Origin of the sequence: Microtetraspora malaysiensis, assembly GCF_050947145.1 — a bacterium.
In the GTDB taxonomy this organism is placed as follows: domain Bacteria; phylum Actinomycetota; class Actinomycetes; order Streptosporangiales; family Streptosporangiaceae; genus Microtetraspora_A; species Microtetraspora_A malaysiensis.
The window spans coordinates 7949191-7976126 of the sequence record NZ_CP191998.1 but is presented as its reverse complement, the minus strand read 5'-3'; the positions used below and the strand labels follow the sequence as shown (position 1 = coordinate 7976126).

Here is a 26936-nt window from a genome sequence, read left to right as displayed (position 1 = left end):
GATCATGACCAGGGCTTGGCGTGGCCTCATCGAGGAGTACCGTGACCGGCTTCCGGTGACCACCACGACGCCCGTGGTCACCCTGCTCGAAGGCGGCACGCCGCTCGTGCCCGCCAGGCGCGTCTCCGAGATGACCGGCTGCGATGTCTATCTGAAGGTCGAGGGGCTCAACCCGACCGGCAGCTTCAAGGACCGCGGCATGACCATGGCCATCAGCAAGGCCGTGGAAGACGGAGCGCAGGCCGTGATCTGCGCCTCCACCGGCAACACCAGCGCCTCGGCCGCCGCCTACGCCGTACGCGCCGGGCTGACCTGCGCGGTGCTCGTGCCGCGCGGCAAGATCGCCATGGGCAAGCTGGCCCAGGCGCTCGTCCACGGGGCCCGGCTGCTCCAGGTCGAGGGCTCCTTCGACGACTGCCTGGAGATGACCAGGAAGCTCGCGGAGAACTACCCCATCGCCCTGGTCAACTCGGTCAACCCGTACCGGCTGCAGGGGCAGAAGACCGCGGCGTTCGAGATCGTCGACACGCTGGGCGACGCCCCGGACGTTCACTGCATCCCCGTCGGCAACGCCGGCAACATCTCGGCGTACTGGATGGGCTACAAGGAGTACGCCGCGGACGGCATCGCCACGAAGACCCCGCGGATGCTCGGCTTCCAGGCGAGCGGCGCCGCGCCCATCGTCAACGGCGCCCCGGTCACCCACCCGCACACCATCGCCACCGCGATCAGGATCGGCAACCCCGCGTCCTGGAAGCTCGCCGAGGCGGCGCGGGACGAGTCCGGCGGCGACATCCAGGCGGTGACCGACCGCCAGATCGCGGCGGCGTACAAGCTGCTCGCGCAGAGCGAGGGCGTCTTCGTCGAGCTCGCGTCGGCGGCGAGCGTCGCGGGCCTGCTGCAGGCCCACGAGCAGGGGCTGCTGACCCCGGGCCAGCGGGTCGTCTGCACCGTGACCGGCAACGGCCTCAAGGACCCCGACTGGGCCATCTCCGGAGCGCCCGCCCCGGTGACGATCCCGGTCGACGCCTACGCGGCGGCCACCGCGCTCGAACTGGCCTGACCCTGAGCAGTCGCGTGAACGGTGCCGGCCCCGCCCGCGCCGTTCACGGCCGCGTGCCGCGCGCCCTCCCCGTGGCGGCTGCCCGGGGACTCCATCTCACGAGGAGTTCGATGACAGGTAGCAGCAGCGTGGTCGTCCGGGTTCCGGCGACGAGCGCCAACCTCGGTCCCGGATACGACACCCTCGGCCTGGCGCTCGACCTGTACGACGAGGTCGAGGTCACGCTCTCCAACGACGGCGTGACGGTCGACGTTGAGGGACAGGGCGCCGGGGAGGTGGACCCGGGCGAGGGACATCTGATCGTCAAAACCATGCGGGCGACGTTCGACCGCATGGGCGTTCCGCAGCCGTCCGGCGTCACGCTCCGCTGCCGCAACCGCATCCCGCACGCGCGCGGGCTCGGCTCGTCCTCCGCCGCCATCTGCGCGGGCATCCTCGCCGCCCGGGCGCTCGCGCCCGCCCTCTCCGGCACGGCCGACCTGCCCGGCATGCCGGACGACGACGCGTTCGCGCTGGCCACCGAGTTGGAGGGCCATCCCGACAACGTGGCGCCGTGCCTGGCCGGCGGGCTCACCATCGCGTGGACCGAGCGGTCCGGCACTCCGCGTATGGTGAAACTGCCCCTGCACGAGGACGTCCGGCCGGTCGTGTTGATCCCGCCCTTCCGGTCGTCCACGAAGGAGGCGCGCGGGCTGCTGCCGAATGAGGTGCCGCATTCCGACGCCGCCGTCAACGCGGGGCGGGCTGCGCTGCTCGTCGCGGCGCTGACCCGGATGCCGGAGCCCGGCCTGCTTCTCGCCGCCACCGAGGACCGCCTGCACCAGGACTACCGCGCGCCTGCCATGCCGCAGACCGCTGACCTGGTACGACGGCTGCGCGCCGCGGGTGTTCCCGCGGTCGTCTCGGGGGCGGGTCCGACGATCCTTGCCTTTTCGACATCGGACACCGAGGATTTGATCGCACCAGAAGTGGGTACGGACTGGCTCATCCAGCCCTTGAACGTCGACCTGCATGGTGCGGGCGTTCAGTTTCCCGAGACACGCTGATGCCTCTTAGACCTCCAGGGAATAGCCGTGCGCGCTGGTGATGTTAGGCTGATAGCCGCACCAGATGCCCCCATGTTGGGTGCGTGCTTGTCATTCGCACATCGCTGCACTTCGCTCCGCGTCCTTCGACGCGGGCAGGGCGATTTTCCCGAAACCGTTTCCTCCCGTTGCCCCGATCGGCGCGGCGAGAGGTGGGGTTCTCGGAGGCATGCGCGTTCGAACCATTTCGACATCTGGCAGCTCGCGAATCCGGAGCGTCACCAACACCTGAGATTCGCGAAGCCCGACCCGGTCTGTCCCGCCGGGTCGCACCACCGGGACACCAGGACGCACGAGTCCGGTGCCCGACCCCTGGGAAGGACCCTTAGTTGAGCGACACCACCGAACTCCTCTCCGACGGCCAGGCCGCCGGCGACACCCCCACCACTGCCCCGGCTCGACCGCGTCGTCGCTCCGGCACCGGCCTGGCCGGCATGGTGCTGCCCGAGCTGCAGGCCATGGCCACCGGTCTCGGCATCACCGGGATCGGGCGGATGCGCAAGAGCCAGCTCATCGCGGCCATCCAGGAGAAGCAGGGGGCGACGGGAGAGGCGCAGGCGGAGCCGAAGCCGGCCGCGGAAGCGCCGGCCGCCGTCGCCGAACGCCCCGCTCGTGGTCGCAGGGAACGGTCCCGCGCCGCCGCGCCCGCGGCCGTGGTTGAGAGCCGCGAGGAGCAGCCCGTCGCCGAGCGCGTGGACAGCGCTCCCGCCGCGGCCCCCGCCGTCGCCGCCGCCTCCAGCGCCGTCACCGCGAGCGCTCCCGCCGTCGCGGACGCCCCGGCGGTCACCGAGCCCCAGGGCGACGCCCAGAACGAGACGCGCGGCGACAGCCGTGGCGAGCGCTCCGACCGTCGTGAGCGCCGCGGCCGCGGCGACCGGCGCGAGCGTTCCGACCGCTCCGCCGACCGCGACAGCCGTACGGACCAGCGGGCCGCCGACGCGGGCGACGCTCAGACGCGCGGCCGTGACCAGCAGAGCCGTGACGGGCGCAGCGACAGCCGCGCCGAGCGTGGCGAGCGCGCCGAGCGTGGCGACCGCGCCGAGCGTGGCGAGCGCGCTGACCGTGGCGACCGCGCCGAGCGCGGTGACAGCCGTGGCGACCGTGGTGACAGCCGTGGCGACCGCGCTGACCGTGGTGACAGCCGTGGCGACCAGGGCGACGACGCCCGGGGCCGCCGTGGCAGGTTCCGCGAGCGCAACCGCCGTGGCCGCGACCGCTTCGACAGCAACGAGCCCGTGATCAGCGAGGACGACGTCCTCATCCCGATCGCCGGCATCCTGGACATCCTCGACAACTACGCGTTCGTCCGCACCAGCGGCTACCTGCCCGGCGCGAACGACGTGTACGTGTCGCTGGCGCAGATCCGCCGCAACGGCCTGCGCAAGGGCGACGTCATCACCGGCGCCGTCCGGCAGCCGCGCGATGGCGAGCGGCGCGAGAAGTTCAACGCGCTCGTCCGCCTAGACACGGTCAACGGCATGGAGCCGGAGCAGGCCCGGCAGCGGCCCGACTTCAACAAGCTCACGCCGCTCTACCCGCAGGAGCGCCTGCGCCTGGAGACCGAGCCGAACGTCCTCACCACGCGGATCATCGACCTGGTCTCGCCGATCGGCAAGGGCCAGCGCGGCCTGATCGTCTCGCCGCCGAAGGCCGGTAAGACGATGGTGCTGCAGTCGATCGCCAACGCGATCACCCACAACAACCCCGAGTGCCACCTGATGGTCGTCCTCGTGGACGAGCGTCCGGAAGAGGTCACCGACATGCAGCGGTCGGTGAAGGGCGAGGTCATCCACTCGACCTTCGACCGTCCCGCCGAGGACCACACCACGGTCGCCGAGCTCGCCATCGAGCGGGCCAAGCGCCTGGTGGAGCTCGGTCACGACGTGGTCGTGCTGCTGGACTCGATCACCCGCCTCGGCCGCGCCTACAACCTGGCCGCGCCCGCGTCGGGCCGCATCCTGTCCGGTGGTGTGGACTCCACCGCGCTGTACCCGCCGAAGCGCTTCTTCGGCGCCGCCCGCAACATCGAGAACGGCGGCTCCCTGACGATCCTCGCCACGGCGCTGGTCGAGACCGGCTCCAAGATGGACGAGGTCATCTTCGAGGAGTTCAAGGGCACCGGAAACATGGAGCTCAAGCTCAACCGGTCCCTCGCCGACAAGCGGATCTTCCCGGCGGTGGACGTCGACGCGTCCGGCACCCGCAAGGAAGAGATCCTCATGTCGAAGGACGAGCTCCAGATCGTCTGGAAGCTGCGCCGGGTGCTCCACGCCCTCGACATGCAGCAGGCGCTGGAGCTTCTCCTGGAGAAGATGCGCGAGACCAAGTCGAACGCCGAGTTCCTGCTCCAGGTGCAGACGACGACGGTCAGCAACGGCCGCGACTGAGTTCCTGTACGGCGAAACGCCCCGGGTGGTTCCGACCACCCGGGGCGTTTCCCTTTCCGGGCGACGCTGTGGTTGTGGGATGTGTCAGGAGAGCCGCGGCGAAGGGGCGGTCCGGCCGCCCTCCGCCGGCGAGGGGTCGCCCCCGGGCCGGGAGCAGACTCCGAGCCGGTGCGTCCGGCGGTGAGGTACTTGACGTTCTTGCGCTGCCCGAGGATCCGGCCCGCCTCGCCGTACGCGGTGACGGTGACGTCGGGACTGTCGACGACAGTCGAGGGTTCGGAGCGAGCGAGCCGGATGAGGCTGTCCGACCGGCCGGCCACGAACTCCGTGAAATCGTCTCGTCTGCTGGGGTGCAAAGGTTCTCCTCGGGTCTCATCACCCATGGGGACGAGCGCGAGGTCCCGGTTCTATGGCGTGCTCGCCTCCGGGCATGAAAAAGCCCGCACGGTGTGAACCGTGCGGGCCTTTCCCGGTGCTGTACGGCTTGCGCCAGGGGTTGGTGACGCGAGGCGTGCAGATCCCCTGAGCCGCTACTTGACCGTGACGAGCTTGTAGTTGGAGTAGGAGCCGTAGGTCGAGCTGGTGCCCGTGGCCGACAGACGCCAGTAGCCGGTGTACTTCGGCTTGACGGTCTTGCTGAACTTACCGCTCGAGTTGGAGCCGACGTAGCCCACGAACGACCACTTCGAGGAGCCCTTCTTCTTGAAGTAGAGCTTCATGATCTTCTTGTTCCACCCGGTGGAGCCGCGGTAGACCTTGCCGGAGAGCTTGGTCGTCTTGCCCTTCTTCACCTTGGTGGGCGAGGCGGTCATCTTGATCTTCGACGTGGCCTTGGAGGAGCCGGACTTCCTGACCTCGAAGCCCTTGACGAAGCTGTAGGTCTTCGAACCACGGGTGACCGTGATCTTCAGCTGCCACGAGCCGGTCGAGGTGCTGTAGTCGAAGGCGGCCGAGTCGTGGTACGACTTGCCGTCCGTCTCCAGGCCGGTGCTGAGCGAGAAGTAGTCGTCGTAGCTCTTGCTCTCCAGCCGGACGTCGGTGACCTTCTCGTCGCCCGACTTCTCCAGCTCGAACGCGACGAAGACGTCGACTTCCTTGCCCGACTTCAGCGTGACGGGGTTCGGCGAAACGCTCGCCCCGTTGACCCGCGTCGCGGCCTTGACCTCGAAGGTCGTTTCCTTGGAATCAACCGGCGTGGTGGCGCCGTCGGGCGTCACGGTGACCTTGAGGGTCCACTTGCCACTGGCGGTGGTCGGCTTGTCGCTCGACGAGACCGGGATGGTGCCCTTGACCTCAACAGGACTTGCCGGCGGCGTCGGGGCCGGCGTGCTGTTGGCCAGATCGGTCAGCTGGGTGACCGTGGCGGCGTGCCCGGCGCTGCTGGTCTGCTCTCCCTCCTTCCAGAACTCCGCCTTGATGGTCGGCGCCTTGGTGGTGCCGCCATAGGGGTTGTTCACCTTGATGACGAAGGGGATGGTGTCGCTGCCCGTCGGCGGGATGAATGCCACCGAGGTGTCGACGGTAACGGAGGCGATGTCGGCCGCAGTCGCGCGCGCGGCGGCGCTCAGGGCACTCGCGGGGGAGGCTACGGTGATGGCCGCACCGGTAGCGAAGAGTGCTGCCCCCGTTGCGGCCGCTACTGCAAGCCGCAGGCTCTTCCTCATGGATACCCCTAACATTGGTAAAATTGAGGGAAAAGTCGGGTTATGGACACCGGAGCTTAGTGGTGCCTGTGAGGTGCGTCCACCCGGATGGTGAGGATGCTCCTCATTTACTGAGCCCTTTCCCGGATGTTCCACAATGTTGGGATATGGGCCACCAGCTGGGAACTCGAGAGTTATCCACATCCCGGGGTGTCCCTAGGGCATTCCGCCAAGCGTCACAGAAACTGATCTTCGACGCCGAAAGTGGCAAAGGACACATCACGCCAGGTCGACGGCGCTCCACTTTCCGGCGTCTCCCGCGGCGTCTGGTCAGGCCGCCTACCAGAGGTCGTGAGGACCCGGGAGAGCCGGGTCGCGTGATCCGCCGACATCCCGGCGGACGCCTCGTGTACAGGCGGGGAATAGTCGGCGGCGTGGAGCGGTTTCCTGATCTGGCACACTGGTAGCCGAACCGCAGCGGTACCGGTTCCCGCGCGCGCGTCCGTGTGCCCGACGCGCGCAAGCCTGCACGGGCGATCCTGCATGGTGAACAAGCGACCCGGCGACCGCGCCTAGCGTTAGGACTGAACAATGAAGGCCGAGATTCACCCGGACTACGTCGTCACCCAGGTGACCTGCACCTGCGGGAACAGCTTCACCACCCGCAGCACCGCCAAGAACGGTGTCATCCACGCCGACGTCTGCTCCGCCTGCCACCCGTTCTACACGGGCAAGCAGAAGATCCTCGACACGGGCGGCCGGGTGGCGCGCTTCGAGGCGCGCTTCGGGAAGAAGGCCCAGAAGGGCCAGTAGCTCTTCACAGACGCCGGCTCGGACCGCTTCTTTCGATTTCGACTAGAGGCGTGCCCGGGTCGGCGTTCTTCGTGATGGAGGCCGAATCCCGAAAGCCGTACCCAAGGAAAGGAGCGCGCGGTGAATCTTGACGAGATCATCAGTGAGTACGCGGATCTGGAGTTGAAGCTCGCCGATCCCTCCGTGCACGCCGACCAGGCCAAGGCACGGACATACGGCAAGCGCTATTCGACGCTCACGCCCATCGTCACGACGTACCGCGAGCTGGAGGGTGTCCGGGAGGACATCACTGCGGCGCGGGAACTGGCGGCGGAGGACTCGGCGTTCGCCGACGAGGCCGCCGAGCTGGAGGGCCGCATCCCGGCGCTGGAGGAGCGGCTGACGCACCTCCTGGTCCCGCGCGACCCGAACGATGACAAGGACATCATCATGGAGATCAAGGCGGGTGAGGGCGGCCAGGAGTCGGCCCTGTTCGCCGGCGACCTCCTGCGGATGTACCTGCGATACGCCGAGCGCGTCGGATACAAGACCGAGATCATCGACGCTCAGCACTCCGACCTCGGCGGCTACAAGGACGTCACGGTCGCGATCAAGGGCAGAGAGGGCGTCTGGGCCCGCCTCAAGTTCGAAGGCGGCGTCCACCGCGTCCAGCGTGTCCCGGTGACCGAGTCCCAGGGCCGCATCCACACCTCGGCCGCGGGCGTGCTCGTCTACCCCGAGGCCGAAGAGGTGGACGTCCAGATCGACGCCAACGACCTGCGGATCGACGTCTTCCGGTCGAGCGGCCCCGGTGGCCAGAGCGTCAACACCACCGACTCCGCCGTCCGGATCACACACATCCCGACCGGCGTGGTCGTGTCCTGCCAGAACGAGAAGAGCCAGCTCCAGAACAAGGAGTCGGCGATGCGCATCCTGCGGGCCCGCCTGCTCGTGATGGCCCAGGAGGAGGCCGAGGCGGCGGCCATGGCCGAGCGCAAATCCCAGGTGCGTACGGTCGACCGATCTGAGCGGATCCGCACCTACAACTTCCCTGAGAATCGCATTTCCGACCATCGGGTGGGCTTCAAGGCCTATAACCTCGACCAAGTCCTGGACGGGGACCTGGACGCGGTGATACAGGCATTGCTCGACGCCGAACTGGCGGAAAAGCTGGCCGCCCATTCGTAAGTGGACCTATGACCTTCCTGCTGGACGAGATAGCACTCGCCACCGCCCGGCTCGCCGAGGCGGGCGTGCCGTCACCGCGAACCGACGCCGAGGAGATCGCGGCCTTCGTGCACGGCGTGCCGCGCGGCAGGCTGCACACCGTCAAGGACGCGGACTTCGACGCCCTTTTCTGGGAGGGCATCGCGCGCAGGGAGGCCCGGGAACCGCTGCAGCACATCACCGGCCGGGCCTACTTCCGCTACCTCTCCCTCGAAGTGGGCCCCGGTGTGTTCGTCCCCCGGCCCGAGACCGAGGTCGTCGCCGGCTGGGCGATCGACCGGCTGCGCGAGATGGACGTCGCCTCACCCGTCGTCGTCGACCTCGGCACGGGATCCGGCGCCATCGCGCTGTCGATCGCGCAGGAGGTGGCGCTCGCCCAGGTCCACGCCGTCGAGGTCGACCCTGTGGCGTACGGCTGGGCCAAGCGGAACATCCTGGAGCACGGCCAGGGCCGCACGATGCTGCATCCGGAGGACCTCACCGACTGCCTGCAGGAACTGAACGGCAAGGTCGATCTGGTGATCTCCAATCCGCCGTACATCCCGCCGGGAGCCGTCCCGCGCGACCCCGAGGTACGCGACTACGACCCGTCGCGCGCCCTGTACGGTTCCGGACAGGACGGCCTCGACGAGGTCAGAGCGGTCGAACGCACGGCACGGCGGCTGCTGCGGCCGGGCGGGTTCATGGCCGTCGAGCACGCCGACGAGCAGGGCAATGCCGTCTACTGGCTCTTCTCCGAGGACAACGGCTGGCGTGACGTACGGCTGCGCCAGGACCTCACCGGGCGGGACCGCTTCGTCACCGCGCGCCTCGGGCAGGAATGAGAGCCGTGCCGTACCTGAGAAGGAGATGGGACGCATGAGCAGTAGGCGCTATGACTGCGCGAACCAGGGCGAGCGCACCTCCGGGTTGATCGACGCGGCGTCGGCCGTACGGGGGGGCGAGCTGGTGGTGATGCCGACGGACACCGTGTACGGCATCGGCGCCGACGCCTTCACCCCGTCGGCCGTGACCGCGCTCCTGGAGGCCAAGGGACGCGGCCGCGACATGCCGGTCCCTGTGCTCGTCGGCACGGTGCGCGCGGCGACCGCCCTGGTCGAGGAGTTCGGTCCGTACGGGCAGGACCTGGTGGACGCGTTCTGGCCCGGCCCGCTGACGTTGATCTGCCGGGCCAACCGGTCGCTGTCGTGGGACCTCGGCGACACCAAGGGCACCGTCGCCCTGCGGATGCCGCTGCACGCCATCGCGCTTGACCTGCTCAAGGACACCGGCCCCATGGCGGTTTCGAGCGCGAACCGGTCCGGTGCCGCGCCCGCCACCACCGCTGAGGAGGCGGAGGCACAGCTCGGCGACTCCGTCGCCGTCTACCTCGACGGCGGCAAGTGCGCCGACGACGTGCCCTCCACGATCGTGGACCTGACCAGCGCGGTGCCCCGTGTGCTGCGCAAGGGGGCGCTCTCCGTGGAGAAGCTGCGCGGTGTGGTGAGCTACATCGCGACCAGCGACTGACTCAACAGCAGCAAACCGGGTCAATCATGCCGTCTGGCTATCGAAGGCATGTCGGGCTAACGTCGCGGTTACGGTAAGTGCGCCGATGTCTTCGTGGAGGCGTGCCCATGCCCAAACTGGACGGGATGGATCCGAAGCTGGTCCGCGAACTGCTGGCCCACGTCAAGCAGGCCGCGAAGCGGATGGACGACATCGAGGCCCAGATCATCCGGCTCACGCGCGCCGCCGGCGTCGCCGTGCAGACGACCCACCGTCCCGCCCAGGTGGCGGACGCCTGCGGCGTGATGGTGAAGGACGTGGCCGCCCGGCTCGACCTCCTGGAAAAGAGGGAGAAGCAGTCGTCCGGGGCGGTCAGGCCCTCGTCGTCGTCCTCGGGCGGCGAGCGCGACATCACGAAACCGGCGGACGACCCCAAGGACGACACCGCCAAGAAATCCGAGTCGGACAAGGACTCGCATTCAGGCAAGGGGTCGGACTCGGCCAAGGGGTCCGACAAGGGGTCCGATAAAAGCTCTGACAAGGGCGCGCACGGCACATCCGAGGATTCGCCGCACAAGAAGGCAAAGTCTCCGGACCATGACACGTCCAAGGGGGCCGACGCCGAACGGGACATCACGCGGCCGGCGGACGACCCCAAGGACGGCGCAGCCAAGGACTCCAAGGACTCGGGCCGCGAATCCGGCGAGGAGACCGCCAAAGAGCACGGGAAAACGTCCGGCAAGGAGTCCGGGAAGGACGCCGGGCACGGGTCCACCGGCAAGGAGACGGACGGCCGGGGAAGCGCCGAGAATCCCGGCAAAGACCCCGGGAAGGCCAAGGAACACGCGCCCAAGACCGGCGGATCCTCCGGCGGGAGCAAGGCGACCGAAGAGCCGGTCCGGGTGGACATCGCGTCGAAGGACGTCGCCCCGAACACCACCACCGCCCCCGCCCCGAAGGTCGCCGTCGACAACCCCCATCCGGACGCCGTCTACGGCACCTGGACCGGCACCGACGCCGGAGGCGCGTCCACCGGCACGACGGGTGCCGGACATGCGTCGGCCGGGACAGGAACCGCGGGTGTCGGAGATACGTCCGCTGGGACGACGGGTGCCGGACATGCGTCCACCGGGACGGCCACCGGCGCCCCCGGGGCGGGAATCACCAGCACGACGGCAGACGGCGGCTCCGTGGGGTCGACAGGAGACGCGTCCACGAGCGCGACCGGCACCCCGGCGACGGGTACGGCCTCCGCAGGCACCGGCTCTGGGGTGATTCCCGCCGCCACGACCGACGGTGCGGCCACGAGCACGGCCGGGGGCGTACCGTCCGGCAGCACCGGGACACACGCGCCAGGCGCGCCCCTCAGCGGTGCCGACGGCGCGTCCACCGCCGCATCCCCCGCGTATGGCGATGGCGGGGCTGAGGTGCGGACGACCTCCTATGGCGAAACGGCAGCGGGCCCCGGAGGCGATGCGGGCGTCCCGGCTGCCGGCCAGCCCGGGGACGCGTCGGCGGGCACGGCCTCAACCGCCCCAGCCGCCACCGGCGGCGGTGCGGGTGCGGCCTCATCCGCGGGCGGCACAGGTGATGCCTGGGGGAGCTCGATCATCGGCACGACCGGTGACGCGTCAGCTGCCTCCTCCACGGGGGCGGCGACCACGGCCTCCGGCGATACCGGGACAGCGTCGCACGGCGTCTCCGGCGGCGTGGGCGGCGCGGGGACGGCGACGCAGGGCGGCTCCGCCGGCAGCGGCGGTCCGGCCGTGGGCGGCGCGGGGGCGACCCCGGGTGTCTCCTCGGGTGAGGGGACCGCGGTAAGCGGTGGAGCGCCCGGAGCCCCTGGTGCGACCGCGGGTGGCGGTGGCGGGGCGGCTGGCGGGGCGGCCGCGGGTGTCTCCGCCGGTGACGCCCCGGCTGTCACGGGCGCGGTGGCACACGGCGCCGACGGAGGGGGCGGAGCTTCGGTCGCCGGCGTGGGGCATTCACGGGACGATTCCCTCATCATCGACACGCCGTGGAAGGACCATCCGGACGACATCGATCAGACCGCCGGGCGGCAGGTGATCGTCGTGGATGGCGTGAAGGTCGTCTCCACGCCGATGAACCACGTCGCCGACGCTTCGCTCATCTCGGTGGACGGCAGCGCCGGAACAGGGGGCACGGGAGCTCACGGGGTCGGAACGCAGGGGAGCGGCGCTCACGCGGCGTCCGGTACGTCGCCCGGGCCGCACCCCGACGGTCCGCCGGGATTCGTCGAGCCCCTGGAGCCGACCCGGCAGAGCGTACGTCATGCGGGGCTGGCCCCCGGAGATCCTCTCGGAGACTACGTGGGAACGCCGGAGGACAACGTCACGGAGGATCCGTTCGCGACGGGTGGCGGTGACGCCGTTCACGGCACGCCGGACTCCGTGGACGCGGCGAGAGAGAAGGCCAAGGGAGGAAAGACGTGATCTATGGGGATCCGCCCGCGCCCACACCGCTCCAGCCGGGAGAGACGCCGCCCGCGCCGTCGGCCACGGATCTGCTCGCGCCCGGCGGCCAGCACACGACGTGGGTGTTCAACCCCGAATATCAGCGGCTCGTCGATCTCTGGCTCCAGGTTCTGCCGCTCATGGAACAGCTCACCGGATCTCTGGACAAGCCGCATCAGATGGCACGGAGCGCCGACGTCTGGGACGCCCCCGTGGCCAAGCGGTACGTGGACGACGTGACCGAGTGGCGCAACCGGCTGGCGATGTACCGGCAGGCCGTGCTGACCGCCATCAGCGACCAGGCCGCCGACACGCCGCGGTGGATTCCTGGGGGCGTCGGCGCGCCGCGCGCGTTCTCCTGACAGCTCGCCGCCGGGCAACGCCATGTCGGCCCGCCTTCCCCTGAGCCGGGCCGGCTCCACCCAAGCGGGTCACCGAAGCCGGTCGTCCTAACGACCGTGGCCGCCGTCACCGGCCCGGGTGTCCACGGCCCGGAGGAAACCGGAGCGCCCGAGGTCACCTGGAAGAAACCAGGTGCGCGTAGACGATCACATTGTCGAGGTAGTGTCCGCTTCCCCGGTCGAACGTTCCACCACAAGTGATCAGTCGCAGACCCGGGAAATCTGTCATTCCATACACTTTGGCCGTCGGAAAACGATCCTTTCGTGCGCTTTCTAGGGAATCGACGCTAAATGTGGCCTGTGTCCCGTCCTGTCGGGACACCTTCACGGTGTCGCCCGGCCGCAGGTCGCCGAGGCGGAAAAAGACGCCCGGCCCCTCCTTTGAGTCCACGTGCCCGACGATCACGGCCGGCCCGGTCGCTCCTGGCGTGGGGCCGAGCCGGTACCAACCTGCCTCGTCCACCCGGGAGAGCGGCGGCACCTCCAGCGTGCCGTCCGGGTTCTTGCCGAGCGTCATGAGGCTCGTACGCACGCCGATCTGCGGGATTTCCAGTCGTACGGGAGGCGAGGCGGGCATCGCCTTCGCGGTCGGCCTCTCCGGTCCGGCGGCCGTCGGCGCCGCCTCCGCGGTGGCGGCACTCCGGGGCGGAGCGGGTGGCGGAGACGGGCCGGCGGCGGGGGAGCAGCCGAGCGTGAACGCGGCGACGGACGCGGTGGCCAGGGTGAGAGCCGCGACTCCGCCCGCACCCCCGTGTCGCATCAAAATGCTCCGTTTTTGATCGTTTGCTGTGATTTAAGCAACACGACAGCATTTTGTCCCATAAGTCACAAATGTACCTTTAGGATCGTATGGAACGGTCTATAGAGCTTGTTCGGGACGGTCAGTGATGGTTCGGGTGGGTACCCGGCGCGCCCCTCATCAAATACGGCGCCTCGGCACCGAGGCGCGCGCGCACGGCGACCCCGGCCGGCATCGGGCCTCCTCGCGGGCAGGCGGGGCAGGCGGAGGCCACGACCTGCCCCCGGTGGACATCTCCGAGATGCGGGTCATCGTGCTCGTTCCCGCGCACAACGAGGAAGACCAGATCGCGGAGACCATCCAGTCGCTCCACCTCCAGCAGCGCAAGCCCGACACGATCATGGTCATCGCCGACAGCTGCACCGACGCGACCGAGGAGATCGCCCGATCGTACGGCGCCGAGGTGATCAGGACGGTCGGCAACCGGCACAAGAAGGCGGGTGCGCTCAACCAGGTGCTGGAGATGCTGCTGCCGGACCTGGACAGCCGGCACGCGGTGCTCGTCATGGACGCGGACTCGGCGCTCCATCCCGGGTTCATCCACAATGCGCTCGTCAGGCTGGCGCCGGGGAAGCTGGCCGCGATCGGCGGCACGTTCACCGGCAAGCCCGGGGGCGGCCTCGTGGGCATGTTCCAGCGGAACGAGTACGCCCGCTACGCCCGGGACGTGCGCAGGCTCCAGGGGAAGGCTCTGGTGCTGACCGGTACGGCGACGCTGTTCCGCGCCCTCGCGCTCAAAGAGGTCGTGTCCGCCCGGCGCGCCGGCCGCCTGCCCGGACGCGACCAGGTGTACGACGTGCGCGTCCTGACCGAGGACAACGAGCTGACCCTGGCCCTGCTGCACCTGAGGTTCCGCATCCTCTGCCCTGCCGAGTGCACACTCACCACAGAGGTCATGGAGACCTGGGCAGACCTCTTCAAGCAGCGTCTCCGGTGGAAGCGTGGCGCGCTGGAGAACCTCATGGACTACGGCTGGACGCGGGTGACCCTGCCCTACTGGGGGCGCCAGCTCCTGTCGCTCGTCGGCATCATCGTGATCTTCGCCTATCTCGGCGTGACCACATGGTCGATCGTCGTCGCGGGCGGACCGATGATTCATCCCCTCTGGCTGGCCGTCACGGTCATCTTCGTGATCGAGCGGATCGTGACCGTCAGCAGCAGGGGTCCCAAGCAGATGGCGATCGCGAGCCTGCTGCTCGTTGAAATGGTTTTCGACGTATTCCTGCAGATCGCTCAGGCGAAAGCCTTCTGGGACGCCGCATGGCGTAGAGAAAGGAAATGGTAAATGTACAACAATCCCCCTGTCGGCGGTGTGGCCGCCGGTTTCGGAGGCGGCGCGCTGTCGGCTCCCTTTGTCGGCGGGAACGCTTTCTGGATCGCACTGGGTGCCTTTACTCTGGCCTCCGCGGCGGTCGCGATCAAGCGGATCATCCCGAAGCGGGAGTCATGATCGCCGTTCGGTAATAGCCGGCTGCGTGTTCACGTAAACGGCCCGCCGCGGTGATCCCATGACGCTTCGCCGCAATTTCCCCGATATTCGGTAGAGCTTCCGTAAAGCCGGTTGGGGGCAGTCGTGGCGGGCAGGTCCGGGCTTACCGTTGAGAGAACGGTCATTTCTGCGATGTGAGCCCGGTCGATGAATGAGACGCACCCGTTCTACGGACCCGATTTCTCCCAACTGGCGCGGCAGGATCCCGAGGTCGCGCAACTGCTTCTGGACGAGCTCGCCCGGCTGCGCGGCGGGCTCCAGCTCATCGCGGGCGAGAACTTCACCTCGCCCGCCGTGATGGCGGCCCTCGGCTCCACGCTCACCAACAAGTACGCCGAGGGGTATCCCGAACGGCGGTACTACGCCGGCTGCGAGGTGGTCGACCAGGCCGAGCGGCTCGCCGTCGACCGGGCCAGGCGGCTGTTCCGCGCCGATCATGTGAACGTCCAGCCCCATACCGGGGCCTCGGCCAACTTCGCCGCCTACGCCGCGCTGCTCAAGCCCGGCGACACCGTGCTCGCGATGGCGCTGCAGCACGGCGGCCACCTGACCCACGGGTCCAAGGCCAACTTCTCCGGCCGATGGTTCGACGTCGTCTTCTACGGCGTGCGCCGGGACAACGAGCTGATCGACTACGACGAGGTCCGCGACCTCGCGCTCAGACACCGCCCCAAGCTGATCATCTGCGGCGCGGCGACGTACTCCCGGCTGATCGACTACGCGGCCTTCCGGGGGATCGCCGACGAGACCGGGGCCTGGTTGCTGGTGGACGCCGCGCACACGATCGGGCTGATGGCGGGGGAGGCCGTCCCGTCCGCGGTGCCGTACGCGGACGTGGTCACGTTCACCACCCACAAGACGCTGCGCGGGCCGCGCGGCGGCGGCATCCTCTGCACCGCCGAGCTGGCGCAGCGGATCGACCGCGCGGTCTTCCCTTTCGCCCAGAGCGGCCCGCTGATGCACGCGGTGGCGGCGAAGGCGGTCGCGTTCGGCGAGGCGCTGCGGCCCGAGTTCCGCACGTACGCCGCGAGGGTCGTGGAGAACGCGGCGGCCTTCGCCGAGGCGGTCACCACCGAGGGGTTGCGTCCCGTCTCCGGCGGTACGGACACGCACCTGGTTCTGCTCGACGTCCGCGGTGCGGGCGTGACGGGGGCGGAGGCGGAGGGCCGCTGCGAGGAGGCGGCGATCATCCTCAACCGCGGCGCCGTCCCGTACGACCCGGAGCCACCCACCATCACCTCGGGCATCCGGATCGGCACGTCCTGTGTGACCACCCAGGGCATGGGACCGGGGGAGATGAAAGAGATCGCCTCAGCCGTCGTGCAGGCAGTGTGCAAGCCTGGTGCTATAACGTCAGTGATCGAACGGGTAAGGGCGCTGACCGCCGCGCATCCGGCTTATCCCGGCGAATGAGGCGCTTCGCGGCCTTTTCCCGTCACAACTGGTCCGCCCAAGCGAGAAACTAGGTCCGTGCGCGAATATCTGCTCCTGGCGCTCGTCACGGCCGCGGTCACCTACCTGCTGGTGCCTCCGGTCCGGGTGTTCGCACTGCGCATCGGCGCGGCGCCCGAAGTGCGGGACCGGGACGTGCACACGGTGCCGATCCCGAGGCTGGGGGGCCTGGCGATGTTCGGCGGGATGGCCGCCGGACTGCTGCTCGCGACACACCTGCCTTACGTCGGGGCGCAGCTCGCCACAGGTCAGGCGGGGCAGACGGTGACCGCGCTTCTGGTGGCGGGCGGCGTGATCGTGCTGACCGGCTTCCTGGACGACTGGCTCGGCATGGACGCGCTGGTCAAACTGGGTGGTCAGATCGCGGCGGGCGGCCTGCTCGTGTACTTCGGGATGTACCTGCCCTGGCTGCCGCTGCCCAAGGACATGGGCGGCTCGACCGGGCTCGACCCCAACCTCCGCACCATTATCACGATCATGATCGTGGTGGTCGTGATCAACGCGGTCAACTTCGTGGACGGCCTGGACGGCCTGGCCGCGGGCATCGTCGGCATCGGCGCCCTGGCGACCTTCGCCTACTCCATCGCTCTCTCGCAGAGCAGCAGCGGGTCCCGCATCAACGTCACCGCGGCCATCGCGGCGATCCTGATCGGCATGTGCCTCGGCTTCCTGCCGCACAACTTCAACCCGGCCAAGATCTTCATGGGCGACACCGGGGCGATGCTGATCGGGATGCTCCTGGCCACGTCGCTCATCACGATCATCTCGTCGGTCGACTCGGGCGCTCTCGACCGGATGAACAAGTTCCCCGTGGTGTTGCCGCTGCTGCTACCGATCGCGGTGATGGTTCTCCCGTTGCTGGACCTGGTCATGGCGGTGGTCCGCCGAACATCCGCCGGCCTGTCCCCGTTCGCGCCCGACCGCGGCCACCTGCACCACCGGCTGCTCGACATCGGGCATTCCCAGCGCCGCAGCGTGCTGATCATGTACGGCTGGACGTTCCTGTTCTCATTCACGCTGGTCGGCCTGTCGATCGGCGGTGTACCGCTGATCCTGTTCCCGATCACCGTCGTGCTGGCGATCGCGGTGCTCATCCTGATGGCCTCGCCGCGGTGGCGCTCGCGCAAGGGCGAGCGGCGGCGCGGCAAGAACAAGCCCGGAGGCGGCGGCGCGAGCGGGCCGGGCGGCGGTCAGTCCTCCGCGTTCGGCGCCGACCCCTCCGATCCGGGTACGGCGGAGGCCAGCGCGACGAGGCACGCCCGCGCCACCACCCTCTGACCTCCGTACCGAACTCCTGGCCGTGGCGCCGCGAACTGGCAGGTAAAGGCAGCCCCCGCTGAGCTTGTGATAGCTTTCACTAGCAGGGATTCCACATGCTGGAATCTCTCTGGAAGCAATCGCTCGCTTGACAACCGGTTCATGGAGTTCCGATGCAGGCCAACGACGTGCGCGTGCTCAAGGGCGCCGCCCTCCCCACCCTCGCGGTGGGCCTGGTCGCCGTGGTCGTCGCGGTGATCCTCGCCGGTGTCCAGGGCGCGATCGGCGCGTTCATCGGCATCGCTCTGGTCGCGGTCTTCTTCACCGTCGGCCTGGTCGCGGTCTCATGGGCCGGCCGGATCTCGCCGCAGATGATGATGCTGGCCGCGATCGCGAGCTACGCGGTCAAGGTGCTGGTCATCATGGCTCTGCTCAAGGCCTTCGAGGGCGCGACCGCGTTCAGCCCCCGTGCGTTCGCGCTCACCGTCGTCGCGTGTACCGTGGCCTGGACGGTGGGCGAGATGCGCGGCTTCATGAAATTGCGGCTGCTTTACGTCGAGCCCGAGGCCCGGGTGCCCGGGCAGGGAAACCCGTGACCGGCGTCATGGCGCAGTCCGATATGACTAGTCCGGTCCCTGCCTGCTATCGTCGTGCCCGCGATGAGCGAAAAGGAGCGCAGCCCCGAACAGGACGGCCGCGACTTCGCCAACGCCGCCTGGTCGATTCCCAGCTACCTCATCTCGGGAATGATTATCTGGGGCGGCTCCGGCTGGTTGCTGAGCCGATGGTCGGGCGTGCACGCCTTCTTTCCGATCGGAATCATCATCGGGGTAGTGCTCGCGATCTACCTCGTCTACCTGAAGTACGGTCGCTGAACTCAGCTGACGGTCATCCCTCTGGGCAAGCCATCCTGATCCATCTCCACGTTGAAGGGAACGCCGCGTGAGCGCGCTGACGGTTCTCGCCGCCGACGAGTTCAAGGCCCCGGGGCTTGAACTGTTCGAATTCCCCCCGCTCTGGGACGGGGCTCCCTTCTGGCTGACGAAGCCGGTGCTGCTCGCTCTCCTGAGCTCGGTGGTCGTCATCGGTTTCTGCTGGTCGGCCTTCGCCAACCCCAAGCTGGTGCCGCGGGGCGTGCAGAACATCGGTGAGATGGGCTACACGTTCGTGCGCGACCAGGTGGCCCGCCCGTTCCTGGGCAAGGACGCCGACCGCTACATGGGCCTGCTGCTCAGCCTCTTCTTCCTGGTCTGGATCTGGAACCTGATGGGCGTCGTCCCCGTCCTCCAGTTCCCGGTCGCCTCGCACATCGCCTTCCCCATCGTGCTGGCGGTGTCCGTCTACGCGCTGAAGATCTACCTGGGCATGAAGCACCAGGGCGCGCTCGGCTACTTCAAGAACATGATGTTCCCGCCCGGGCTGCCCAAGCCGATCTACTTCCTGCTGGCTCCGATCGAGTTCCTCTCGAACATGATCGTCGCCCCCTTCACGCACGCGGTGCGACTGTTCGCGAACATGTTCGCCGGTCACATCATCATTGCGTTCTTCAGCATGGTGGGCTTCTGGTTCCTCTTCGAGAAGCTGACCCCGCTCGGAGCGCCGGTGGGAGTGCTGGGTGTCCTCTTCACGATCGCCATGACCGGCTTCGAGTTGTTCATCCAGTTCCTGCAGGCCTTCCTGTTCGCGCTGCTCGCCGCCATGTACATCGGCGGCTCCCTGCACGCCGAGCACTAAGACCCCTTCCCGCCTAGTCCAGACCGGTGACACCCTGCACCGGCCGTCCAGTAAAGGAAATGCAATGAGCGTTCTCGCTGAGGTCTCCGGCAACATCGGTTCGATCGGTTACGGCCTGGCGACCCTTGGCCCCGGCATCGGCGTCGGCCTCATCTTCGGCAACGGCCTCCAGGCCATCGCGCGCCAGCCGGAGGCCTACGGCCTGATCCGGCAGAACATGCTCCTCGGCTTCGTTCTGGTCGAGGCCCTTGCGCTGATCGGCCTCGTTGCGCCGTTCATCTACTGACGGACGAAAGACCCCTGACGGAAGGCTGCATCCATGAAAGCGGCAGCTACGCTTCTCGCGGCTGAGGGCAACAGCCCGATCATGCCGCACCTCTACGAGCTCGTCGTCGGCGTCTTCTCGTTCCTTCTCGTCCTCGTCGTCGTCGGGAAGATCCTGACGCCGCGCATCCAGAAGACGCTGAACGAGCGTACGGAGGCGATTGAGGGCGGCATCAAGAAGGCCGAGGACGCTCAGGCCGAGGCCCAGCGCACGCTGGAGCAGTACCGCGCCCAGCTCGCTGAGGCTCGCCAGGACGCGGCCCGCCTGCGGGAAGAGGCGCGCGAGCAGGGCGCCCGGATCAAGACCGAGCTCCGCGAGGAGGCGCAGGAAGAGGCGCGTCGCCTCGTCCAGGCGGCTCACGCGCAGATCGAGGCCGACCGGCAGCAGGCCATGGCGCAGCTGCGCGGTGAGATCGGTCGCCTGTCCACCGAACTCGCCGGCCGCATCGTGGGTGAGTCCCTGGAGGACGAGGCCCGGCAGCGCCGTGTCGTCGACCGGTTCCTCGAGCAGCTCGAGGGAACGCAGGCGGTTCGCTGATGTCGCGGCGAACCCGACGCGCTGAGCGCGGCGAACGAGGGGCGGTGATCGGCCGATGAGAGGTCTGAGCAGGGCTTCGCTCGCCGAGGTCGAGGAGCGGTTCAACGCTGTTGCCGGCTCCGCCGACCTCGGCACGCTCGCGGACGAGCTCATCGCGGTCGCCGGCCTGCTCGATCGCGAGCACGGCCTGCGCCGCAACCTTTCCGACCAGGCCCGCCCGGCCGCGCAGAAGGCCGACATCGTGCGGTCTCTGCTCTCGGGCAAGGTGAGCACGGCCACGCTGGAGACCGTGGTCGCCGCCGTCGAGGCCAAGTGGTCTCGGCCGGGCGACCTGGCCGACGCGCTGGAGCGGCTCTCCGTGATCGCCGCTTCCGCCGAGGCCGAGGGCCAGGGTCGTCTCGACGACGTCGAGGACGAGCTCTTCCGCTTCGGGCGGATCCTCGCGGCCAACCCGGAACTGCGGCGCACGGTGAACGACGCCACCGTTTCGGGCGACCGCAAGCGGGAGCTCCTCGGCTCGCTGCTGGCCGACAAGGTCGCGCCGACGAGCCTCCGGCTGGTCACCCAGCTCGCGGCATACCCGCGAGGACGTAGCCTGGAGTCGGGGCTCGACGAGTACGGCTGGATCGTCGCCCAGCAGCGGGAACGTCTGGTCGGAGTGGTGCGCAGCGCCATTCCGCTCGACGCGACCCAGAGGCAGCGCCTCGCCGCCTGGCTGCGTACCACGTACGGACGTGATGTCCACCTGAACGTCGAGGTGGATCCCAAGGTGCTCGGTGGCTTCTCGATCCGGATCGGCGACGACCTGATCGACAACACCATCGCAGGACGTATCGAAGAAGTACGCCGCCGGTTGGCCGGCTAGGCGAATAGGGAGACAGAAGAGAGATGGCGGAGCTTACGATCCGGCCGGACGAGATCCGGGACGCGCTTGAGCGCTTCGTCCAGGCGTACGAGCCGGAAGGCGCCGCGCGCGAGGAGATCGGGACCGTCGTCGACTGTGGCGACGGCATCGCCCATGTCTCCGGCCTGCCCTCGACGATGGCGAACGAGCTGCTCGAGTTCGAGGACGGCACGCGTGGCCTGGCACTGAACCTGGACGTCCGGGAGATCGGTGTCGTTATCCTGGGCGACTTCAGCAAGATCGAGGAAGGGCAGCAGGTTCGCCGTACCGGCGAGGTCCTCTCCGTTCCCGTCGGTGACAACTTCCTCGGCCGCGTCGTCGACCCGCTGGGCAACCCGCTGGACGGCAAGGGCACGATCGAGTCCGAGGCCCTGCGCGCCCTGGAACTGCAGGCCCCCTCGGTCGTGCAGCGGCAGCCGGTCAAGGAGCCCCTTGCCACCGGCATCAAGGCGATCGACGCCATGACCGCGATCGGCCGCGGCCAGCGCCAGCTGATCATTGGCGACCGTGGCACCGGCAAGACCGCGATCGCCGTCGACACGATCATCAACCAGAAGGAGAACTGGCTCTCCGGCGACCCGTCCCGGCAGGTCCGGTGCGTCTACGTCGCCGTCGGCCAGAAGGGCTCCACCATCGCCCAGGTGAAGGGCCGCCTCGAGGAGGCGGGCGCGATGGAGTACACCACCATCGTCGCCGCTCCGGCGTCCGACCCCGCGGGCTTCAAGTACATCGCGCCCTACACGGGTTCGGCCATCGGTCAGCACTGGATGTACCAGGGCAAGCACGTCCTGATCATCTTCGACGACCTGACCAAGCAGGCCGACGCCTACCGCGCCGTCTCGCTGCTGCTGCGCCGTCCGCCGGGCCGCGAGGCGTACCCGGGTGACGTCTTCTACCTGCACTCGCGTCTGCTGGAGCGCTGCGCCAAGCTCTCCAACGAGATGGGTGGCGGCTCGATGACCGGTCTGCCGATCATCGAGACCAAGGGTAACGACGTGTCGGCGTTCATCCCGACCAACGTCATCTCCATCACCGACGGCCAGGTCTTCCTCGAGACCGACCTGTTCAACGCCGGTGTCCGCCCCGCCATCAACGTCGGTGTGTCGGTCTCCCGAGTCGGTGGTTCGGCGCAGACCAAGGCGATGCGGAAGGTCGCCGGTACGCTCCGTCTGGCGCTCTCCCAGTACCGCGACCTCGAGGCGTTCGCCGCGTTCGCCTCCGACCTCGACGCCGCGTCCCTGGCGCAGCTCGAGCGCGGTCAGCGCCTGGTCGAGCTGCTCAAGCAGCCGCAGTACAGCCCCTTCCCGGTCGAGAAGGAGGTCGTCTCCATCTGGGCCGGCACCACCGGTGAGCTGGACGACGTCCCGGTCGAGGACATCCGCCGCTTCGAGAGCGAGTTCCTCGACTATCTCTCCGGCAACAAGGGTGTGTTCGACAGCATCCGCGAGACCAAGGAGCTCTCGGACGACACGATCACGGTCCTCAAGGACGCGATCACCGAGTTCAAGAAGGGCTTCACGACCTCGTCCGGCGAGCTGCTGGTCAGGGACGTGCCGGTCGAGGCGCTCGAGGCCGGCGAGGTCGGCCAGGAGAAGATCGTCAAGCACGTCCGCAAGTCCGAGAAGAAGTAACTCATGGGTGCCCAGCTGAGATTGCTGCGGCGGCGGATCTCGTCGGTCAAGTCCACCGCGAAGATCACCCGTGCGCAGGAGCTCATCGCCTCGTCGCGCATCGTCAAGGCGCAGCAGCGCATGCAGGCGGCGGTGCCGTACGAGCAGGAGATCACGCGGGCGGTGTCCGGCGTCGTCAGCAACACGGCGAGCGTCGACCACCCGCTGACCGTCGAGAAGGAGCAGCCGCACAGCGCGGGCGTGCTGATCGTCACCAGCGACAGCGGGTTCTGCGGCGGTTTCAACGCCAACGTCCTGCGTGAGGCTGAGGCGCTGCGCGGGCTCCTGGAGGAGCGCGGCATCCAGGCCGTGCCGTTCGTCGTCGGCCGCAAGGGTGTCACCTGGCACACCTTCCGGAACCGCGAGATGGGCGGCCACTGGGACGGCTTCTCGCGGCGGCCGTCGTACGCGGACGCCAAGATGATCGCCGACACGCTGATCGAGTCGTTCAAGGAGGAGAACGGGATCGACGAGATCCACATCGTCTCCACCGAGTTCGTCTCGATGCTCACGCAGAACGTCGTGGTCAGGCGGATCCTGCCGCTGGAGGTCGTGGAGTCGGAGGCAGAATCCGACGACACGATCCCGCCGTACTTCGAGTTCGAGCCGAACGCCGCGGAGGTGCTCGACTCGCTGCTCCCGCGGTACGTGGAGTCGCGTATCTTCAACGCGCTGCTCCAGTCGGCGGCGTCGGAGGAGGCCTCGCGCAGGCGGGCCATGAAGTCGGCGACCGACAACGCCAACGAGCTCATCCGCGTGTTCACCATGCAGATGAACCAGGCTCGGCAGGCTGAGATCACCCAGGAAATCAGCGAGATCGTCGGTGGCGCCAACGCGCTCGCTGACGCCGCAGCGGGGAAAGAGTGAGTAACCACAATGACTGTTGAGACCGCCGTGGCCACCGTTGGTCGCGTGGCGAGCGTCAAGGGTCCCGTCGTCGACGTGGAGTTCTCCGTCGAGGCGATGCCGGACATCTACAACGCGCTGAACGTCGACGTGACCATCGGCGGCGAAACCAAGACCCTCACCATGGAGGTCGCCCAGCACCTGGGTGACAACGTGGTCCGAGCCATCTCGATGCAGCCCACCGACGGCCTCGTTCGCGGCGCCGCGGTGACCGACTCCGGTGCGCCGATCTCGGTGCCGGTCGGCGACGTCGTCAAGGGCCACGTGTGGAACGCCCTCGGCGAGTCCCTCGACGTGCCGACCGCGTCGCTCCAGGTGACCGAGAAGTGGGGCATCCACCGTCCGTCCCCGGCGTTCGACCAGCTCGAGTCGCGCACCGAGATGCTGCCGACCGGCATCAAGGTCATCGACCTGCTCACGCCGTACGTCAAGGGCGGCAAGATCGGTCTGTTCGGCGGCGCGGGCGTCGGCAAGACCGTTCTGATCCAGGAGATGATCCGCCGCGTCGCGCTGAAGTTCTCGGGCACCTCGGTGTTCGCGGGCGTCGGCGAGCGCACCCGTGAGGGCAACGACCTCTGGCTGGAGATGGACGAGGCCGGCGTTCTCAAGGACACCGCCCTCGTCTTCGGCCAGATGGACGAGCCGCCGGGCACCCGTCTGCGGGTCGCGCTGTCCGCTCTGACCATGGCGGAGTACTTCCGCGACGTGCAGAAGCAGGACGTGCTGCTGTTCATCGACAACATCTTCCGGTTCACCCAGGCCGGTTCCGAGGTGTCCACCCTGCTCGGCCGTATGCCGTCCGCGGTGGGTTACCAGCCGACCCTGGCCGACGAGATGGGCGTTCTCCAGGAGCGCATCACCTCGACCCGTGGTCACTCGATCACCTCGATGCAGGCGATCTACGTGCCCGCGGACGACATCACCGACCCGGCGCCGCACAACGCGTTCGCGCACCTCGACGCCCAGACGGTGCTCTCGCGTCCGATCTCGGAGAAGGGCATCTACCCCGCGGTAGACCCGCTCGACTCCACCTCGCGGATCCTCGACCCGCAGGTCGTCGGCGACGAGCACTACGCGGTGGCCCAGGAGACGAAGCGAATCCTGCAGAAGTACAAGGAGCTGCAGGACATCATCGCCATCCTCGGCATCGACGAGCTCTCCGAAGAAGACCGGGTCACGGTCAACCGGGCCCGCCGCATCGAGCGGTTCCTCTCGCACCCGATGTACGCCGCCGAGGCGTTCACCGGCCAGCCGGGCGAGTTCGTTCCGCTGGACGAGACCATCGCCTCCTTCAAGGGCCTCTGCGCGGGTGAGTACGACCACCTGCCCGAGCAGGCGTTCTTCATGGTCGGCGGCATCGACCAGGCCATCGCCAAGGCGAAGGAACTCGAGCGCTAAGACGCCTCCGACGCCTGTACGGCTCCGCGTGAGCCGTACAGGCGTCTATCGAAAGGGAGCCCTGAAGTGGCAAAGCTTCGCGTTGGCGTCGTGTCGCCGGAACGTGAGATCTGGTCGGGCGAGGCCGACATGGTGATTGCGAAGACCGTGGACGGCGAGATCGGTATTATGCCGGAACACGCTCCCGTACTCGGGGTCCTCGTCGAGGGCGGTGTTCTTCGCGTCAAGCGCGGTGGCGAGAGCGACCTCGTCGCCGCGGTTCACGGCGGGTTCATCTCCGTCGCGAACAACGATGTGTCGATCCTGGCCGAGGCGGCCGAGCTCGGCTCCGAGGTCGACGTGGCCGCCGCGAGGGACGCGCTCCAGCGGGCGCAGTCCTCGATCGAGGCCGGCCAGGAGGACGCGGACATCCGTCTGGCGGCCAAGCGTGCCAGGGCCCGGCTGCGCGCAGCCGGGGAAGAGGTCTGATTCTTTTCTGAAGGAGGGCGGCGATGGTGGCGCTCGACGTTTTCGCCGGCGTTTCCCTTGTCGCTGCCCTCCTCGTCGTACGCGGTTTCGCCCTGGCCATGAGCCGGGGCAACGTCGTCTGTCGGGTACGTACGGGAAACCAGGGCTGGAAAGCCGGGGTAGCCCGCTACACCGGGGGAGAGCTGCACTGGATCCCGTTCTTCGGACTCCGCCTGAGGCCGCGCCACGCAATCGCGAGGCGCGGCCTTACGGTTTCCCGGCGCAGGCGTCTCGGCAGCGGCGAGGGGCCTGAGGGCTACTGGGCGGTCGAATGCTCCGCCGAACGCGGCCCGCTCGCCCTCGCCATGAGCGAGGACGCCCTCACCGGCTTCCTCGCCTGGATCGAATCCGCCCCGCCCAGCGCCTACCTGGACGCTGCTTAGGATTGCCGCGCCTCCGGCGCGGCGGGCTCGGTGCGCCTTCAGGCGATGTCGTCCCTCGTCACTGTGTCTATTTGCGCTCGCTTCGCTCGCGCGGGCTCGGGGCGCCCTCAGTCGATGTCTTCCCTCGTCTCTCGGGGTCGCTCGTCCCTCGCTCCCCACTCGTTCCTCAGTCCAGACACCGCCGCGCCCCGAGCGCGTGATGGTTGGGTGCCGCATCAGTTGCTCGTCTCCATGCTTCGGAGAGTGCGGGCATCGGCGGGACGCGTGAACATCCACCACATCCACACCTGGGCGGCCACCAGCAGTGGCGTGAGCACCAGCAGCGCGGGGGTGAGCAGAGCCAGCGTCGCGGGGTCCGCCGTGGACTGAGCGAGCGGCAACCGCAGCCCGGCGAAGACGCACAGCAGAGCCATTCCACCTGAGGTGAGGGCGAAGGTCACGCCCGCCCCCGAGGTTCCGGACAGTCCCCGCGCGCGGGTCCGCAGGCGTCCGCGCAGCCGCAGCGCCGCGAAGGCCAGCCCGTGTGTGGCGAAGAGCACGGCGATGGCCGGGATCCCCAGCAGCGCGGCGGGCTCCGTGAGGGGACGATCGACGACCCCGGAGAGGAAACCGGCGAACATCCACCCCCAGCTCAGCACCACCGTCCAGCTCCCGGCCACCACGGCGGTGTCGCACATGGCGCGCCAGGCGGCCCGGTCGACCCGCCCGCGTGTCCACAGCCCGACGTCCCGGACGATCCAGCCGATGAGCAGCGCGACGACGACGGGGTACAGCCCGCTGAGCAGCCTCCCTTCGAGGAGGGGGAAGGCGCCCGTGAGGACGCCCGCCACGGCCACCAGCCAGACCTCGTTGCCGAGGAAGAGCGGCGTGATCGTGGAGAGGACCCGGCGGCGCTCGTCCGCGGTGCGCCCGAGGTAGGGAAGCAGCATTCCGACGCCGATGTCCGCGCCGCCGAGGACGAAGTAGCCGACGGCGTAGAAGGCGAGAAGAAGGATTTCCATGTCTGTGCTCCGTA

27 protein-coding genes are annotated in these 26936 nt (G+C 68.6%); 24 read left to right on the top strand and 3 right to left on the bottom strand.

Annotated features, from left to right (window positions below; all coding sequences use genetic code 11):
* Positions 1–4: 4 nt before the first annotated feature.
* The 3 genes from thrC (at position 5) to rho (ending at position 4535) form a co-directional block, all read left to right on the top strand.
* The gene (gene thrC / locus ACQP1V_RS37370; RefSeq protein ID WP_067125096.1) at positions 5–1063 is read left to right on the top strand and encodes a threonine synthase; all 1059 of its coding nucleotides are present in this window, start codon (positions 5–7) and stop codon (positions 1061–1063) included.
* Positions 1064–1173: 110 nt separating this feature from the next.
* On the top strand, positions 1174–2109 hold the full coding sequence (thrB, locus tag ACQP1V_RS37365) for a homoserine kinase (protein ID WP_433415359.1): 936 nt from the start codon (positions 1174–1176) through the stop codon (positions 2107–2109).
* A gap of 368 nt (positions 2110–2477) precedes the next feature.
* Positions 2478–4535: a transcription termination factor Rho gene (gene rho, locus ACQP1V_RS37360; protein WP_433415356.1), complete on the top strand. Its 2058-nt coding sequence runs from the start codon at positions 2478–2480 to the stop codon at positions 4533–4535.
* A gap of 530 nt (positions 4536–5065) precedes the next feature.
* On the opposite strand, the gene ACQP1V_RS37355 is transcribed toward rho, so the two are convergent.
* Positions 5066–6043, bottom strand: a complete 978-nt coding sequence (locus ACQP1V_RS37355; RefSeq protein WP_433415353.1) for a hypothetical protein — start codon at positions 6041–6043, stop codon at positions 5066–5068.
* A 726-nt stretch (positions 6044–6769) separates the two neighbouring features.
* Here ACQP1V_RS37355 and rpmE point away from each other — a divergent pair.
* The 6 genes from rpmE (at position 6770) to ACQP1V_RS37325 (ending at position 12521) form a co-directional block, all read left to right on the top strand.
* A complete protein-coding gene (gene rpmE, locus ACQP1V_RS37350; protein WP_067125081.1) occupies positions 6770–6991 on the top strand; it encodes a 50S ribosomal protein L31 in 222 nt (73 codons plus the stop codon).
* A gap of 120 nt (positions 6992–7111) precedes the next feature.
* Complete coding sequence (gene prfA / locus ACQP1V_RS37345) at positions 7112–8158, top strand: peptide chain release factor 1 (RefSeq protein WP_433415350.1); 1047 nt, start codon at positions 7112–7114, stop codon at positions 8156–8158.
* 8 nt (positions 8159–8166) lie between these two features.
* Positions 8167–9021 (top strand): peptide chain release factor N(5)-glutamine methyltransferase, encoded by an 855-nt coding sequence (gene prmC / locus ACQP1V_RS37340; RefSeq protein WP_433415347.1) that lies wholly within the window; start codon positions 8167–8169, stop codon positions 9019–9021.
* A 34-nt stretch (positions 9022–9055) separates the two neighbouring features.
* The gene (locus tag ACQP1V_RS37335) at positions 9056–9706 is read left to right on the top strand and encodes an L-threonylcarbamoyladenylate synthase (RefSeq protein ID WP_433415344.1); all 651 of its coding nucleotides are present in this window, start codon (positions 9056–9058) and stop codon (positions 9704–9706) included.
* A 107-nt stretch (positions 9707–9813) separates the two neighbouring features.
* Positions 9814–12138 (top strand): hypothetical protein, encoded by a 2325-nt coding sequence (locus ACQP1V_RS37330; protein ID WP_433415341.1) that lies wholly within the window; start codon positions 9814–9816, stop codon positions 12136–12138.
* Complete coding sequence (locus ACQP1V_RS37325) at positions 12135–12521, top strand: hypothetical protein (RefSeq protein WP_245658052.1); 387 nt, start codon at positions 12135–12137, stop codon at positions 12519–12521. The genes ACQP1V_RS37330 and ACQP1V_RS37325 overlap by 4 nt, the downstream gene beginning before the upstream one ends.
* A gap of 154 nt (positions 12522–12675) precedes the next feature.
* On the opposite strand, the gene ACQP1V_RS37320 is transcribed toward ACQP1V_RS37325, so the two are convergent.
* Positions 12676–13137 (bottom strand): class F sortase, encoded by a 462-nt coding sequence (locus tag ACQP1V_RS37320; protein ID WP_433227237.1) that lies wholly within the window; start codon positions 13135–13137, stop codon positions 12676–12678.
* A 319-nt stretch (positions 13138–13456) separates the two neighbouring features.
* On the opposite strand from ACQP1V_RS37320, the gene ACQP1V_RS37315 reads away from it, so the two are divergent.
* The 15 genes from ACQP1V_RS37315 to ACQP1V_RS37245 all read left to right on the top strand — a co-directional run bounded on the left by ACQP1V_RS37315 (position 13457) and on the right by ACQP1V_RS37245 (position 25921).
* Positions 13457–14644: a glycosyltransferase family 2 protein gene (locus ACQP1V_RS37315; protein ID WP_433415339.1), complete on the top strand. Its 1188-nt coding sequence runs from the start codon at positions 13457–13459 to the stop codon at positions 14642–14644.
* A complete protein-coding gene (locus tag ACQP1V_RS37310) occupies positions 14645–14809 on the top strand; it encodes a hypothetical protein (RefSeq protein ID WP_433415336.1) in 165 nt (54 codons plus the stop codon).
* 186 nt (positions 14810–14995) lie between these two features.
* Positions 14996–16261 carry a serine hydroxymethyltransferase gene (gene glyA, locus ACQP1V_RS37305; RefSeq protein ID WP_067125056.1) on the top strand — a complete coding sequence of 422 codons (1266 nt, stop codon included), beginning with the start codon at positions 14996–14998 and terminating at the stop codon, positions 16259–16261.
* Between the two features lie 57 nt (positions 16262–16318).
* A complete protein-coding gene (locus tag ACQP1V_RS37300) occupies positions 16319–17578 on the top strand; it encodes a glycosyltransferase family 4 protein (RefSeq protein WP_433415333.1) in 1260 nt (419 codons plus the stop codon).
* Between the two features lie 152 nt (positions 17579–17730).
* The gene (locus ACQP1V_RS37295; RefSeq protein WP_433415331.1) at positions 17731–18153 is read left to right on the top strand and encodes a hypothetical protein; all 423 of its coding nucleotides are present in this window, start codon (positions 17731–17733) and stop codon (positions 18151–18153) included.
* Between the two features lie 63 nt (positions 18154–18216).
* Positions 18217–18432, top strand: a complete 216-nt coding sequence (locus ACQP1V_RS37290) for a hypothetical protein (protein ID WP_067126044.1) — start codon at positions 18217–18219, stop codon at positions 18430–18432.
* A gap of 67 nt (positions 18433–18499) precedes the next feature.
* The gene (gene atpB / locus ACQP1V_RS37285) at positions 18500–19291 is read left to right on the top strand and encodes a F0F1 ATP synthase subunit A (protein WP_433415328.1); all 792 of its coding nucleotides are present in this window, start codon (positions 18500–18502) and stop codon (positions 19289–19291) included.
* A gap of 64 nt (positions 19292–19355) precedes the next feature.
* Positions 19356–19577, top strand: coding sequence for an ATP synthase F0 subunit C (atpE, locus tag ACQP1V_RS37280; RefSeq protein WP_066941240.1), 222 nt, complete (start codon positions 19356–19358; stop codon positions 19575–19577).
* Between the two features lie 33 nt (positions 19578–19610).
* Positions 19611–20153 (top strand): F0F1 ATP synthase subunit B, encoded by a 543-nt coding sequence (locus ACQP1V_RS37275; protein ID WP_433415325.1) that lies wholly within the window; start codon positions 19611–19613, stop codon positions 20151–20153.
* Between the two features lie 55 nt (positions 20154–20208).
* The gene (locus ACQP1V_RS37270) at positions 20209–21018 is read left to right on the top strand and encodes a F0F1 ATP synthase subunit delta (protein WP_433415322.1); all 810 of its coding nucleotides are present in this window, start codon (positions 20209–20211) and stop codon (positions 21016–21018) included.
* 23 nt (positions 21019–21041) lie between these two features.
* Entirely contained in the window at positions 21042–22688 is a 1647-nt protein-coding gene (gene atpA / locus ACQP1V_RS37265) for a F0F1 ATP synthase subunit alpha (RefSeq protein WP_433415319.1), read from the top strand.
* A gap of 3 nt (positions 22689–22691) precedes the next feature.
* Entirely contained in the window at positions 22692–23594 is a 903-nt protein-coding gene (locus ACQP1V_RS37260; RefSeq protein WP_067125036.1) for a F0F1 ATP synthase subunit gamma, read from the top strand.
* Positions 23595–23603: 9 nt separating this feature from the next.
* Complete coding sequence (atpD, locus tag ACQP1V_RS37255) at positions 23604–25031, top strand: F0F1 ATP synthase subunit beta (RefSeq protein ID WP_387411682.1); 1428 nt, start codon at positions 23604–23606, stop codon at positions 25029–25031.
* 66 nt (positions 25032–25097) lie between these two features.
* Positions 25098–25499, top strand: coding sequence for a F0F1 ATP synthase subunit epsilon (locus ACQP1V_RS37250; RefSeq protein ID WP_067125025.1), 402 nt, complete (start codon positions 25098–25100; stop codon positions 25497–25499).
* Between the two features lie 23 nt (positions 25500–25522).
* The gene (locus ACQP1V_RS37245) at positions 25523–25921 is read left to right on the top strand and encodes a DUF2550 domain-containing protein (RefSeq protein ID WP_387411680.1); all 399 of its coding nucleotides are present in this window, start codon (positions 25523–25525) and stop codon (positions 25919–25921) included.
* A gap of 215 nt (positions 25922–26136) precedes the next feature.
* Here the strand turns inward: ACQP1V_RS37245 and ACQP1V_RS37240 are convergent, their stop codons facing one another.
* On the bottom strand, positions 26137–26922 hold the full coding sequence (locus ACQP1V_RS37240; protein ID WP_433415315.1) for a cytochrome d ubiquinol oxidase subunit II: 786 nt from the start codon (positions 26920–26922) through the stop codon (positions 26137–26139).
* Positions 26923–26936: the final 14 nt, after the last annotated feature.

Excerpts from the sequence above, each read along its gene's own strand:
- thrC (WP_067125096.1), top strand. The coding sequence starts at position 5 with ATGACCAGGGCTTGGCGTGGCCTCATCGAGGAGTACCGTGACCGGCTT.
- thrB (WP_433415359.1), top strand. The coding sequence starts at position 1,174 with ATGACAGGTAGCAGCAGCGTGGTCGTCCGGGTTCCGGCGACGAGCGCC.
- rpmE (WP_067125081.1), top strand. The coding sequence starts at position 6,770 with ATGAAGGCCGAGATTCACCCGGACTACGTCGTCACCCAGGTGACCTGC.
- prmC (WP_433415347.1), top strand. The coding sequence starts at position 8,167 with ATGACCTTCCTGCTGGACGAGATAGCACTCGCCACCGCCCGGCTCGCC.
- ACQP1V_RS37335 (WP_433415344.1), top strand. The coding sequence starts at position 9,056 with ATGAGCAGTAGGCGCTATGACTGCGCGAACCAGGGCGAGCGCACCTCC.
- ACQP1V_RS37330 (WP_433415341.1), top strand. The coding sequence starts at position 9,814 with ATGCCCAAACTGGACGGGATGGATCCGAAGCTGGTCCGCGAACTGCTG.
- ACQP1V_RS37320 (WP_433227237.1), bottom strand. The coding sequence starts at position 13,137 with ATGCCCGCCTCGCCTCCCGTACGACTGGAAATCCCGCAGATCGGCGTG.
- ACQP1V_RS37310 (WP_433415336.1), top strand. The coding sequence starts at position 14,645 with ATGTACAACAATCCCCCTGTCGGCGGTGTGGCCGCCGGTTTCGGAGGC.
- glyA (WP_067125056.1), top strand. The coding sequence starts at position 14,996 with ATGAATGAGACGCACCCGTTCTACGGACCCGATTTCTCCCAACTGGCG.
- ACQP1V_RS37295 (WP_433415331.1), top strand. The coding sequence starts at position 17,731 with ATGCAGGCCAACGACGTGCGCGTGCTCAAGGGCGCCGCCCTCCCCACC.
- ACQP1V_RS37290 (WP_067126044.1), top strand. The coding sequence starts at position 18,217 with ATGAGCGAAAAGGAGCGCAGCCCCGAACAGGACGGCCGCGACTTCGCC.
- atpE (WP_066941240.1), top strand. The coding sequence starts at position 19,356 with ATGAGCGTTCTCGCTGAGGTCTCCGGCAACATCGGTTCGATCGGTTAC.
- ACQP1V_RS37275 (WP_433415325.1), top strand. The coding sequence starts at position 19,611 with ATGAAAGCGGCAGCTACGCTTCTCGCGGCTGAGGGCAACAGCCCGATC.
- ACQP1V_RS37270 (WP_433415322.1), top strand. The coding sequence starts at position 20,209 with ATGAGAGGTCTGAGCAGGGCTTCGCTCGCCGAGGTCGAGGAGCGGTTC.
- atpA (WP_433415319.1), top strand. The coding sequence starts at position 21,042 with ATGGCGGAGCTTACGATCCGGCCGGACGAGATCCGGGACGCGCTTGAG.
- ACQP1V_RS37260 (WP_067125036.1), top strand. The coding sequence starts at position 22,692 with ATGGGTGCCCAGCTGAGATTGCTGCGGCGGCGGATCTCGTCGGTCAAG.
- atpD (WP_387411682.1), top strand. The coding sequence starts at position 23,604 with ATGACTGTTGAGACCGCCGTGGCCACCGTTGGTCGCGTGGCGAGCGTC.
- ACQP1V_RS37245 (WP_387411680.1), top strand. The coding sequence starts at position 25,523 with ATGGTGGCGCTCGACGTTTTCGCCGGCGTTTCCCTTGTCGCTGCCCTC.
- ACQP1V_RS37240 (WP_433415315.1), bottom strand. The coding sequence starts at position 26,922 with ATGGAAATCCTTCTTCTCGCCTTCTACGCCGTCGGCTACTTCGTCCTC.